The 14,351-nt window shown below is 40.2% G+C and carries 6 protein-coding genes and 1 pseudogene; 5 read left to right on the top strand and 2 right to left on the bottom strand.

The features are described from left to right. Window positions 1–4: 4 nt before the first annotated feature. Complete coding sequence (locus E4661_RS17935; RefSeq protein ID WP_313779761.1) at window positions 5–1,024, top strand: MBL fold metallo-hydrolase; 1,020 nt, start codon at window positions 5–7, stop codon at window positions 1,022–1,024. A gap of 147 nt (window positions 1,025–1,171) precedes the next feature. Here E4661_RS17935 and E4661_RS17940 read toward each other — a convergent pair whose 3' ends face one another. Beyond that, window positions 1,172–2,962 carry a ribonucleoside-diphosphate reductase subunit alpha gene (locus tag E4661_RS17940; RefSeq protein WP_136468846.1) on the bottom strand — a complete coding sequence of 597 codons (1,791 nt, stop codon included), beginning with the start codon at window positions 2,960–2,962 and terminating at the stop codon, window positions 1,172–1,174. Between the two features lie 3 nt (window positions 2,963–2,965). Further along, entirely contained in the window at window positions 2,966–4,240 is a 1,275-nt protein-coding gene (locus E4661_RS17945; protein ID WP_136468847.1) for a ribonucleotide-diphosphate reductase subunit beta, read from the bottom strand. Window positions 4,241–4,775: 535 nt separating this feature from the next. Between E4661_RS17945 and E4661_RS17950 the strand changes: the two genes are divergently transcribed. From E4661_RS17950 to E4661_RS19505, 4 genes and pseudogenes are all read left to right on the top strand, one after another. Further along, entirely contained in the window at window positions 4,776–10,253 is a 5,478-nt protein-coding gene (locus E4661_RS17950; protein WP_136468848.1) for a Calx-beta domain-containing protein, read from the top strand. Between the two features lie 274 nt (window positions 10,254–10,527). Next, window positions 10,528–11,436 carry a PorP/SprF family type IX secretion system membrane protein gene (locus tag E4661_RS17955; RefSeq protein WP_136468849.1) on the top strand — a complete coding sequence of 303 codons (909 nt, stop codon included), beginning with the start codon at window positions 10,528–10,530 and terminating at the stop codon, window positions 11,434–11,436. A gap of 11 nt (window positions 11,437–11,447) precedes the next feature. Then, window positions 11,448–13,427: an OmpA family protein gene (locus E4661_RS17960; protein ID WP_136468850.1), complete on the top strand. Its 1,980-nt coding sequence runs from the start codon at window positions 11,448–11,450 to the stop codon at window positions 13,425–13,427. Between the two features lie 565 nt (window positions 13,428–13,992). After that, window positions 13,993–14,351, top strand: a pseudogene (locus tag E4661_RS19505) (transposase); the annotation flags it as partial.

Consider the following 14,351-nt stretch of genomic DNA (forward strand, 5'->3'; position numbering starts at 1 on the left):
ACGAATGTTACTGACAGTTACCGCACTAATAGGGTTGCTAATTATTGCCTATCTAATATTTGTGAACTTCTATCCAAGTTTTGGAGGGGATGTACCGAAAGAGCGCAAAATACTGTATCAATCTTCAAAGCAATTTAAAGACGGAATTTTCAAGAACATTAAAGATGTCCCAAAAGATTTGAGTCTTTCAGAAACATTGAAGATTTCGAAGAAGTTTTTCTTTGAAAAAGTAGAGAACGGAAGGCCCAAAAACGAAATTGCGATTGAAGAAATCGATTCCCTTGAACTTGCAAATTATGATGGTCCTACACGATTGATTTGGTTCGGACATTCCGCTTTTTTACTGCAGATGAACAACAAAAACATATTGCTCGACCCCATGTTGGGTAAAGTTCCTGCCCCGCATCCACTGTTAGGTGGTAGCCGCTTTAATGATTCACTACCTATTGAAATAGAGAAATTGCCCCCAATTGATGTGGTATTAATTTCCCACGACCATTATGATCATTTGGATTATGATTCTATTATGTTACTAAAGGATAAAATAGAGCAGTTCTACGTACCGCTTGGGGTTGGCGTACATCTAGAAGCGTGGGGCATCTCAAAAGATGTTATTAAAGAATTGGATTGGTGGCAAGAGGTTTATTATAAAAATCTTCAACTTGTATGCACTCCCGCGCAACATTTTTCAGGAAGAAAATTAAACAATGGGCAAAGTACATTATGGAGTTCATGGGTTATCAAATCACAGGCGGAAAGCATCTTCTTTAGTGGGGACAGTGGATACTCAGGGCATTTTAAGGAAATTGGAGATGCTTACGGCCCATTTGATTTTGCGATGTTAGAATGCGGGCAGTACAACAAAATGTGGCCAGATATTCATATGTTCCCAGAAGAAACGGTTCAAGCAAGCATCGATTTAAAATCGAAGGTCTTTATGCCAATACATTGGGGTTCCTTTAAACTGGCATACATCCTTGGACAGACCCAATTGAGCGCGCAACACGTAAAGCTGAAGCCTTAAAAGCCCCTATTATCACTCCAAAAATTGGTGAGCCTATTCAGCTTGAATCTTTGCAATATAAAAAAGGGGATTGGTGGTTGGATTTATAGATAATCAAAAACCACCAATCTTTTAAAAAAGTTAAAAATTACGTCATGCGGCTGATAGCTAGGCTTCACAACTGGCACATTCTTTCTTTTGCTTGAATTTTTGAGCAGCGTTCATACTATGCTGATAGTAAAGAGATTTTAATCCAAGTTTCCATGCGGTCACATGAATTTTATTAATGTCTTTTGTGGGCATATCTGGGTGCACAATAATATTTACGGATTGACCTTGATCTATATGATTTTGTCGAGCCGCAGCCTGATAAACAACATCCAACTGGTCGAGTTCTGAATAGGTTTTAAAAACTGCCTTTTCTTCATCATTCAAAAAGTCGAGATGTTGCACCGAACCATCCCTATCCCTAATGCTCCGCCAGACTTCATCTGTATTTTGTCCTTTTTCCTCCAGCATGTCCAATAAATATGGGTTTTTTATAGTAACCTTAATTTTGGCAATATCTTTCACATAAATATTGGACCAAATAGGCTCAATGCCTTGAGATACTTGCCCGAGTATAAAAGCAGAAGAGGTAGTCGGTGCTATTGCATTAAGCGTAGCATTTCGCCTTCCATAACCTTCAAGTACTTTTGGTTCTCCATAACGTTGAGCCAATTCTTCAGAGGCCTTGTAAGACCGTTCTTTAATGGATTTAAATATTTCGTTGTTCAAATTATATGCTTCTTGACTGTCAAAGGCAATTCTTTTGGATTGTAGCAATGAATGCCAACCTAATGCGCCCAAGCCCAACGCCCTGTTTTCCTTGGCAAAGTTATAAGCACGTTCCATGAACAAAAAGGTCTGCCTATCATCCCTATTGGGAGAATCTCTGAAAGCTTCTAGTTTTTCGATAAATTCCGTTATTACGGCATCCAAGAAAAATACCATTGTCTCTACAGCGTCCGTATCTTTCCATTTGTCATAATGCAATAGATTGATACTGGAAAGCACGCAAACAAACGACCAATTATCGTTTGAGGGTAGCATAATCTCAGTGCATAGGTTACTTGCGTAAATTTTATGGTTTTTATCTTGGTAAACATCCGCACCACTATTATTGGCATTATCCGTGAAGAAGACATAAGGATATCCCATTTCACCCCTACATTGAAGTACCTTGGCCCAAGCCGTACGTTTGTCCACATCACCATCAATCATTTCCTGCATCCATTCATTGGTGACGGTGACACCGTGGGTAAGTTGTTGAATAGGATTTCCCTCCGTCCCTATCTCTAAAAATTCCATGATATCAGGATGCTCTATGGGCAAATAAGGGGAAAATCGCCCCCTTCTAACAGAACCTTGACTTACTACATCTACCATGGATTCGAACAATTGCATGATATGTACTGCGCCTGAAGCTTCTCCATTGTTTTTTACCGCTGCTCCGCGGTGTCTTATCTTTCCAAAATAACCCGAGGTCCCACCTCCTAATTTGGACATCATTCCAACCTCCGATTGGGTATATAAGATGTTCCCCATATCGTCGTCAATGTGCGAACCAAAACAACTTATGGGCAACCCACGTTCCTTTCCAAAGTTGGACCAAACAGGAGACGCCAAGGAAAAATAACCTTCTGACATATAGTTATAGAACTTATCGGCATAGCCTGGAATCTGTAAAATATATTCCGCTCGATCGGCAATCTCCCTAATTCTACTTTCTGGAGTCGCTCCATGGGTTAAATATCCAGAATCTAAAAACTTTCGGCTATGTTCATTAAGCCATTTAAAACCTTCTTGGCTTTTTGAAGATTTGAGGTTTGTAAGCCCTTCTTTTCTGGCATCCACCAATTTTTGAGAAGTTGTTGTTTCTGTTTGGTCATTTAGTTTTTCGAAGGTTTTGTTTTCCATATTTTAAAAAAGGTCGTCACTGGTTATACTTTGTGTTCTTTTGCTATAATTGATAGATCGTTTCACGAAGAAGTCCCCGTGTTTGGTGCCGATAATCTCATCATCGAACCATTCTGTTTGCTTTAGTAATTCTTGATTTATTTCAAACATTTTTTGGATTCCGATGCTCTCCAATGAGTTGTTGAAACGGTTTTTGATAAATTCATTCACAACATTCTTGGGTAAAAAGTCAAGCTCTCCTTCTTCAAAAATCCAGTCCACTATTTTACTCTCTGCGACATAAGCTTTTTCGCATAGTTGCTGTATCATGGTGTGATACTCTTCATCAAACCATTTAGGGTTTTCTTTTTTGATGATATTAATCACATCAATACCAAAATCTCCATGGATTTGCTCTTCCTTCGAAGTCGCTTCCACAACATTGGAGATACCCTTAAGCATGTTTTTGTGTTTATTAAATGCCATGATGATCAAAAACTGCGAGAACAATGAAACATGCTCAATAAAAAGTGAAAAGAGCAAAATGGATTCCGCATATTCCTTATTATCCTCACTCTTGGCATTCTTGAGCGCAGTCTCTAAATACTGCACCCTTTTCATAATTACAGGTTTTTTCTTAAGTGTTTCAAATTCTTTGTTCAGTCCAAGTATTTCCAATAAATGGGAATAGGCATCATGATGTCTTACTTCACTTTCCGCAAAGGTTGCCCCAACCGAACCGATTTCAGGTTTTGGCATTCTATGATAGATATCTCCCCAAAAAGTCTTTACCGCCACTTCTATCTGTGAAATAGCCAACATGGTGTTTTTTATCGCACCACGTTCCACTTCGGTCAATCGTGATTTAAAATCCTGAATATCGCTGGTAAAATTGAACTCCGTATGAATCCAGTAAGAGTGGCGTATGGCCGGCACATATTCGTACAGCTGTGGGTACTCATATGGCTTAAGGTTAATGCGCTTTTCAAAGATATTCGATTGTCTGCTCAGGGTTTGTTTGTTCCTATAAAGGATATAGGCTTTGGCTACATCTTGAAACTCACTGGCCATTAATTTGCTCTCTACAATATCCTGTACCTCTTCCACCGTAGGAACATAATTAATCTCATGTCCCTTACGTTCTAGAAGGGTTTCATAGACACTTTGGGCAATACTCTGGGCATCAGATGTTTCACCATGCTCTACCGCTGTCATCGCCTTTAAAACTGCATCTGTAATCTTGTATAATTCAAAGGGTTTTGTACTAAAATCCCTTTTAGTGATATGCGAAATCTCCATAAAGAAATTGAATTAGGTTGGAACTGTTTTAAATAACCTAGTGTAAAATTCACATTTTCTTTACTTTGATTTCATGATAATTGTACTAGGTTCTTCACGATCTTATCAACAAGAATGAAATCCTTTTTTTCTATAGTAAAAAAAGGCATCTAACAATGCTAGATGCTGCCCCTGAAACATATACCACCGCAACATCTCGACCCATGTTTTGGGAAACTTAATCGGTTTTACAACACCGATAATCGACAGAAACTGTAATTACATGAATACCAATAACCTATGAAATTCTCCCTTTATCGATAAAAAAACATTATATCGATATATAGCCCACCTATGTCGTGTAACTTTTTAGTTGCTGTCGCTCTATTTTTTCTTTGATGCTGAATTGTAAAACCCAAATCTTTTATGGTTCAAATCTAAACAATGAAAAGCCTTAGCCTACTGTTATCACCATACAATTCAAACCTTTCTTTAGGCAAAAGCAATTCATAACGTTTAGATCAACCCGGCCAACGGCCGTCCCAAACTTAAGCATATGAAGAGCAAAACTACCTTCACGTTCCACTTGATTTTAACGAGTATTACATTGCTGTTTTCAATAACCGCAACTGCTCAGGTAAAAAAGGCATTTACCCCACGATATTCCGAAACCATCAAAGGAGATGTCACAATTATCGCCAATAATGTTCTATCAAGGCATTCAACCAATGCATACAATGGCAGCAACGGCAATCACGATTTCTCAAACAATGTATTTGTCGATATCGATTCTGATAATTCTACATTCAACTCAAGTAGCGCAAATTTTTCCAATCCAGAACCTGGTCTAAGTTGTTTGAACTTTAAAAAGGTATTGTTGTATTGGGCCGCAGCGGACAAGGAATATGATACAAATAGTAGTACTGGTAATGGAGGCTTTGAACCTATTTGGAATTATAATCAGGTAAAATTGATGCTGCCTGGAGAATCTTCCTATAATACAATAACAGCGGATGAAGTAATTTATAGAGGTAGGGACGAACACTTTGTAAACGATCCATATATATGTGTAAAAGATATAACATCAGATGTAGTCGGTCTAGCAGACCCCTTTGGAAAATTCCAAATTGCCAACGTTAAGGCCACAGAAGGTGATCTATACTCTCATTCCGGCTCTCATACAGGTACCTCTGGAGGATGGCAGATTGTTTTTGTTTATGAAAACCCTAGCCTTATTGGTAAGAATGTTACACTTTTTGATGGGTACGTACATATTACGCAGACTGAAGGTGAAGTAGAGTTTGATTTCAACGGTTTTCAAACAGTACCAACTGGAAACGTTAATGCCGATATTATTTTGGGTTCGCTTGAAGGAGACCGAGATATTGATGGTGATCAGTTGCAAATCTTTGATACTAATAGCACCTGGTCCAACCTTTCAACAACCTTACGGGATTCCAATAATTTCTTCAACAGTAGAATCACTTCAAACAATTCGGATTATACAGATAGAAATCCCGCAAGTACGAACACCCTAGGTTTTGATGCCGGGGTTTTTGATCTTCAGAATACAGGAAACAAGTTTATAGATAACAATCAAACTTCCGCTCGTTTTAAAATCACTTCTGACAGGGAAAGTTATGGTCTTTATTTATTAGGATTAAGTGTAGAAGTCTATGAACCAAGCTTAGGGGCCTTAAATTTCACATCTTCAACATCAGGAACTGGATTTAATCCAGGCGATAATGTCCAAATGACACTAAGCGTTGAAAATTCAGGAAATGACGATATCCAAAATTTGGAAATTTTCACAACCCTTCCCCAAGAGGTGGATTTTATTGATACGGAAACTTTGCCTGCTGGGGTAACATACAATTTTAATACAGCCACAAGAGAACTACGCTTTTATGTGCCTGATGGTAATACAGATGTAGGTGATCCATTGTACACTCTGGATTTTAATGTTCAAATAAAAGATCAATGTTTCTTTCTTGAGTCAGCCTGCTCGGCCAATTTCGCCATGCAGGCCACGGCTACCTTTAGTGGGGTTACGAATACAAATCCTGTGGTAGCACAAAGTTCTGGAACCATGGACAGTTGTGGGATTGGCAACTTTGACCCAACAACAGTTGATATCAATCAACCTAATCAAGTTAACTGGTCAACCGCCTCAAATGCATTGGACACTACAGTTTCCTGTGACGATTCTGATGCACTAAATGCCGCCCAATTATTAGCTCCAACAACCGAATTCTGCAGTTTCACCTTGAATAAGGTTTCTGGTAGTTTTGTGGTAGATCCAAGTTGCCCAAGTGAAGGAACATATACCAATACATGGACTTTTACAGATGCATGTGGAAGAACCAGTGATGTTTTCACTCAAATCATTACCGTTGAAGACACAACTGCTCCCAACTTTGTTGAATCATTACCCACAGATATAACGGTTGAATGTGATAATGTGCCTGTTGCAGCTGTGCTAACGGCAACTGACAATTGCGATACAAACCTATCAGTGACTTTTAACGAACAAATTACGGACAACGATTCTTGTCCTTCTGACTATGTGATTACACGAACATGGTCAGTTGAAGATTGCGCAGGTCATGTTACTGAGCATATCCAAACCATTACGGTTCAGGATAACACGGCTCCTAACTTTGTGGAGTCACTTCCTACTGATACAGTAGCGGCATACAATGCCATTCCAAATGCTGAAGTTTTGACTGCCAACGATAATTGCGACACTTCGGCTTCTGTGAATTTATCAGAGACCTATATTGGCGACAACACAGGTACAACTTATACCATTGTTAGAACTTGGACAGCTTCAGATTGCTCAGGTAATGCTATAAATCATGTTCAAAATATTTTTGTAACAGAAAATGGGGATTCTTTAGGGCTATACATCAATGATATCACTGTTAATGAAGATTCTGGTAATGCCGTATTGGAAGTTTTCCATGTTGGGCAGGTAACAGGTGGCTTTATTGTGGGTTACAACACTAATGATGGTTCCGCAATTGAGACGCAAGATTATGGTCAGCAATCTAGCAATCTAAATTTTAATGGCACCCATGGAGAAATTCTTACTATTTCTATTAGCATCAACGATGATAATGTGATCGAAGCTACTGAAACTTTTAATGTTCAGTTATCTCCTGACACAAATACACCAACTATAAACGATAACTCTGGTGAAATAACCATAAACGACAACGACGGGGGCGCCGCCAACGGGGTCTCCGTGGCCGACTTCAACGTCGACGAGGACGCGGGCACCGCACAGTTCACCGTCAGCCTGAACGCAAACGTACAGGGAGGGTTCTCCGTGGACTACGACATCACGGAGGGGACCGCAACCGAGGGCGACGACTACAGCGTGGCAGCCGCCACGGGGAGCATCGCCTTCACGGGCAACGCAGGGGAGCAGCACAGCATAACCGTCAACATCACCGACGATGCACTGATCGAGGACACCGAACAGCTGTCCATCGCCCTGTCCGGGCTTTCGACCGCACTGATAAACATCATCGACGCCAACGCCACAGGGACCATAAACGACAACGACGGGGGCGCCGCCAACGGGGTCTCCGTGGCCGACTTCAACGTCGACGAGGACGCGGGCACCGCACAGTTCACCGTCAGCCTGAACGCAAACGTACAGGGAGGGTTCTCCGTGGACTACGACATCACGGAGGGGACCGCAACCGAGGGCGACGACTACAGCGTGGCAGCCGCCACGGGGAGCATCGCCTTCACGGGCAACGCAGGGGAGCAGCACAGCATAACCGTCAACATCACCGACGATGCACTGATCGAGGACACCGAACAGCTGTCCATCGCCCTGTCCGGGCTTTCGACCGCACTGATAAACATCATCGACGCCAACGCCACAGGGACCATAAACGACAACGACGGGGGCGCCGCCAACGGGGTTCAATTTGATATAACCAATATCGATATAGACGAAGATACAGGTACTGTTTCCTTACCAGTAAGCCTTAATGCAAACGTGCAAGAAGCATTTACAGTTGAATTCCATACTGCCAATGGTACTGCTCAAGATGCATTCGATTATACAGGGGTACCTCAAAATACTCAAGTATTGACTTTCGGTGGAGCAAATAGTAACAATCAGACAATAACGTTTCCTATCATTGATGATATTATTATAGAAGCCACGGAGGATTTCCAAGTATTGCTTTCAAACATCTCTACTTCCTTGGTTAACATTCTTAGCAATGATACGGCCACTGTTAACATCATTGATAATGATGGCAATGAAGGCTATCCTTTGGACGTAACAATAGAAGCTTGTGACGTAATTCCAACGGCAGAAATCATAACGGTAAATAGCACTTGTGCAACAACTGTTGACTTCAACGAATCTATTACAGGACAAGATGATGGTTGTGCCATGGATTACACCATAACACGGACATGGACGTTTACCGATTGTGTTGGTAATGTAAGGGAGCATGTTCAAGTGATTACAGTGATAGATACTCAAGCGCCAACCTTCGTGGAGACTTTACCAATAGATATTACCGTTTCCTGTGATAACGTTCCTGTAGCTGCTGTTTTGACCGCTCAAGATAGCTGTGACCCGAACATCATGGTGTTATTCGATGAGCAAATTACAGATACCGATAGTTGTGGTTCCAATTATATCATTACAAGAACATGGAGCGCTTCCGATTGTGCTGGTAATCCTATAAGTCATACACAGATAATCACAGTTGAAGATACCACCGCGCCGACCTTCGTGGAGGCTTTACCAACAGATATTACCGTTTCTTGTGATAACGTTCCTGTAGCGGCTGTTTTGACCGCACAAGATAACTGTGACCCGAACATCACGGTGTTCTTTGATGAGCAGATTACGGATACCGACAGCTGTGGTTCCAACTACACTATTACCAGGACCTGGAGTACCGCTGATTGCGCCGGAAACCCAGTAAGCCATACGCAGATAATTACTGTTGAAGATACCGAAGTTCCTCAATTTGTTGAAGCTCTACCACAAAATATGACAGTTATGTGCAATGAGGTGCCGGATACGGCTGTATTGACCGCCATCGACAATTGCAGTACAGATGTAACTGTAAGCTTTGATGAAGTTATTACGAACGATTCAAACTGTGCTGATGGTTATACCATTACAAGAACGTGGTCTACCATTGATTGTGCTGGTAATCCAAACACTCATACGCAGGTAATCACAATTAATCCAACTGGGCCCATTATGGCAAATAGTTATGACGAGGAAATTACCTTGATTTGTGGTGATGAAATTCCGGAAGTATCACAACTGACCTTTACAGGGGGGTGTGGAAACTATCAGGTTGAATTTTCTGAGGAAACTACTACGTTATCAGACACTGAAGATTTCATGATTACCCGAATTTGGGATGTTACCGATTCCTGTGGAAATATAGCTTCGTTCGAGCAAGTGATTTTTGTGATGCAACCTCAACCAGAAGAAATCGAAATTACAATTTGTGTAGAGGATGACGCTATCAATCTTATCAACTACTTGCCAGCTTCTTTTGACACCAACGGGGTATTTGAAGTAGTAAGTGGAAATGTCACCTTGGATGGCAGTCTATTTGACCCTGCTAATTTGGAAGTCGGTGATTATTTAATCAGCTACAACTCACTGGAAGGAACTTGCAAGTACTACGTAGATTTCACTATCTCTGTGAACAGCGATTGTGTACCATGCGGCAGAGATGAAATTGTAGTATCCAATACAGTAACCGCCAATGGCGATAACATCAACGATTTGTTTACTATCACAGGAGTTGAGTATTGTAACTATTCATTCGAGTTGATGATCTTCAACCGTTGGGGGGATAAGGTATATGAATCCAAAGATTATCAAAACGATTGGGGTGGTTTTGCGCCGAACAACGCTTTTGGAAATTCAGGAATGCTACCCTCTGGTACATACTATTACATCATCAATGTAAGCAATACCGACATTGAGCCTTTGAACGGATATATCTATCTCGGTACTGGAGCAAACTAATTAAACATAACCTCATAAAAAAGGCCAGCGATTGTTGGCTTTTTTTATATCGATTAGGTGCTAATTTAATAGACCAAAATCATTTTTACATTGTTAGTTAGACTAGCATTTATCCAAACAATACGGCACTTCATCGACGAATGGGCCTCAGACCGATAATAAATGTGCATTGGACGGCTATATTACTGTTTCACATGGTTTTGCGCTTGTTTTGATATTGAATTCGAACCCAAATTCAAGTCTGAGCAATCAGGCAAAACTTAACCTTTACAACATGAAAGCTCTTAAAAAGTTTACCCTGTTCTTTTTGGTTCTTTTTGGTTTTACCTCAATGGCCCAACAATTGCCACAATTTACACAGTACATGTTCAATACCATTTCTGTAAATCCAGCCTATGCTGGAAGTAGGGAAAGTATCAACATGACCGCCTTGCACCGTAATCAATGGGCAGGACTGGATGGGAACCCTACCACAAGTACCTTTTCATTCCACACCCCTTTAAATAATGAGCGGGTCGGTTTGGGTATTTCCTACATCACTGACCAATTGGGTTATGAAAACACCAATTATGTTTATGGAGATTTTTCTTATACCGTTCCCGTAACAGACCAAGCAAAATTATCTTTTGGTCTGAAAGCTGGATTCACTAATTATAGACTACAAAACCCGGATTTAAACGATCCATTCTTTAATTCCAACTTTAATAGTTGGAAACCAAATTTTGGTGCAGGAGTTTATCTTAGCACCAATAGATGGTATGCAGGAATCTCCTCTCCCAGAATATTGAATACAGATTTAAACGATGGTGAATTTGAGGCGCTTGAAAGAAATAGTTACTATGCGATTGGAGGACTTGTTTTTGACTTGTCATTAGACATAAAGTTCCGTCCTGCTTTTATTACCAAGTTTACCAACGGAGCTCCCTCTACTTACGACATTACTTCGAGCTTTTTGTTTTATGAAAAGCTATGGGTTGGGGCATCTTACCGCTTTAACGATGCTTCCAATTTTGGTGCTTTTGTGGATTTTCAATTATCCAACAATATCAGAATTGGATATGCCTATGACCTTCCAACTTCAACTATTAGACCTTATACGGGTGGTACTCACGAAGCCATCCTAATCTTTGAACCAAGATTATCAAAGAAGACTAATCTTTATAAATCACCTAGATACTTCTAAAATCCATCCAAATGAAGCATTATAAAATCAAAGCCTTTCTATTACTTGCTTTTTTTGGGATAGTATCCCTTACGGCACAATCCACATTACAAAAGCGAGCCGATCAGCTGTTTTACAAATTCGCCTATGCCAAGGCCATTCCGGAATATGAAAAAATGGTTACAGGAAGAAACGCAACACATGCTTTTCAACGTTTGGCTGAGTGCTATTTGATGTTAAGGGATTTTGAGAAAGCCCTACCCTACTTTAAACGTTTTATCAATGAGCCGGAAACGCCAACCAACTATTACTTTAAATATGCGATGGCGCTAAAAAGTTCCGGTCAGGAAAAAGAGGCGCTTAAATGGTTGAAACGTTATAAAAAATTTCACAAAAATGATGCAAGGGTCAAACAATTTTTGAAAGATGGAAATTTGGCTTCCGTAGTATTCAACAGTAAAGAACGCTATGAAGTCGAGCCCGTTCATTTTAACACTAGATACAGCGAGTTTGGGTCATTTGTTCATGACGGACAACTTTATTTCAGCTCAAGTCGCAAAGAAATAGCTTCTGAAAACACCTATGACTGGAATAATGAATCCTGGTTAGATATTTTTTATGTCAAGGAAGGGAGTACTATGGATGTTCCTCGTAAGCTTAATGCAGAAATCAACTCCAAATTCCACGAAAGCTCCATTGTTTTTTCAACGGATTATAAGAACGATACAATCGCTTATTTTACTCGAAACAGCTATTTTGACAATAAAGAGAGCTTTTATGTCCAAAAAACAGAGGATAAAAACATTGAAAAATTAAACAACCTAAAGATCTATAGAGCCGATAAGGTTGATGGCGAATGGAAAGTAACCCGAAGCTTCAAAACTAATGCGGACCACTACTCCAACGGGCATCCATCGGTAAACTCAAACAGAACGCTGCTTTACTTTGCTTCCGATAGGCCAGGTGGTTATGGAGGAACTGACATTTACTATTGTAAGATCCATCCTAGAGGTGGTGTGGGACAACCCATAAATGCTGGCCCAATTGTTAATACTCTTGGTAATGAAATGTTTCCATATGTTAACAATGAAGGACAACTTTTCTTTTCTTCGGACGGACATGTCGGTTTTGGGCAATTGGATGTTTTCGCCGCAATCTCTGATGAGAGTGGGGAAATAAAAGATGTCGTAAATCTTGGTAAACCTTTGAATAGTGAGAAGGATGATTTCGGGTATTACGCTTTGGAAAATGGTATTGATGGGTATGTTAGCTCCAACAGAAAAGGAGGAAAAGGAAGTGATGATATCTACAAATTCAAATTTATTCCCTCTTTGACCTTGGAAGGAATGGTAACGGACGCTATCAATCTGCAACCATTGGACAGTGTGCAAATTTCTCTATATGATCAAAGCACAGGTGCACTGGTCGAGCGAACGACCACCAACGAAAATGGTGAATATCAAATGTTCGTTGACCGAAAGCAAAGCTATATGATAGAAGCAGTCCGCAAAACACACCCCCACAAGCACATATATTTTAGTACTTCTGAAACACCACGTGCCACAAAAATAATTTCAAAGGATATCCAGATGGAGCCTGTACAAAACTTGAAAGTTCTTGCAGACCTAAATAAAATCTACTTTGATTTTAATAAAAGTGATATCCGTCCAGATGCCGCAAGAGAACTAGATAAAGTTGTTAAACTTATGACGGTAACCTATCCAGACATGGTTATTCAATTGGAAGCGCATACAGACCCGGTAGGAAGCCACAATTACAATGATAAATTATCAAAGGCCAGGGCAAAATCAACGTATGACTATTTGATTGCCAATGGCGTACCCAAAAAAAGAATTTTATCCTATCAAGGTTTTGGAAAACGAAGATTGATAAATGATTGTACTGGAACCAATGATTGTTCACAGGAAGAATTGGAACTAAACAGAAGGACAGAGTTCCCCATAGTACAATTTAAAAAGAAACAAAACACTTCTTTGGCAAAATCAAAGTAGAAAGTTGATAAAACAATTGAAGGAAATTTTCCCTTCTCCTCAATGATAAAAGGCTCCAATAATGTTGGAGCTTTTTTGCGTCAATGATTATTCTTATTTATGATATTTTATTTGACAAACCGCATTTTTTAGTTCAATGCATTTTGTTTTAATGAGTTGAAATTTGATAACAACAATAATCGACACAATTGACTTTATCAAGCAATTATTCTATTGTCAAAACTCAAAATTTGGTATTCTTTAGATATGTGTATATTGCTTTTTTGCCATATACCCTTTTTAAGATTCTATTTGGTGCCAGTAATAATTTTAGCTCTTGAAGGCATAGTCGTAGGTGAGCTTCCGCCTCCGTCTCCGTAGCAGCTCCTTACATAATCAACAATTTGTCCAGGAACAGGGCTTAAATATCCTGCAAAAAAAACCTCCAGCTGTTGCGATTGGATTAACTACGCCCTTTGTAAATCCTTGCCAAATAGATGACACCGTTGAACCATAAGCTGAACTGTAAGGCTCCCTATAAATAGGAGCGTTGAAAATTAGAGTTCAACGTTTTAAATTTGAGGGAATGAAAAAGAGCAGATTCACCGAGACACAGATCATCAAGGTACTATCGGGACAGGAACATGGCAAGACCGTAGCGGAGATATGCCGTGAGCATGGTATCAGCCAACCCACTTTTTACAACTGGAAGGCAAAATATGGGGCATGAGGGTCAACCAACTCAAGAAGATGAAGGAGATGGAGTCGGAACTGGCGGAGTTCAAGCGCATGTACGCCGATCTGGCCTTTGAGAACAATGCGCTGAAGAACCTTATCGAAAAAAAGCTCTAAGGCCCGCCGAAAAGCGAGAAGCTGTCGGATACTTGGCCAAAGAGGAAGGACTGAGTATCAGGCGGGCCTGTGTGGCGGTGAGCCTTAGCCTAT

It is taken from the genome of Flagellimonas onchidii, assembly GCF_004804315.1.
In the GTDB taxonomy this organism is placed as follows: domain Bacteria; phylum Bacteroidota; class Bacteroidia; order Flavobacteriales; family Flavobacteriaceae; genus Flagellimonas; species Flagellimonas onchidii.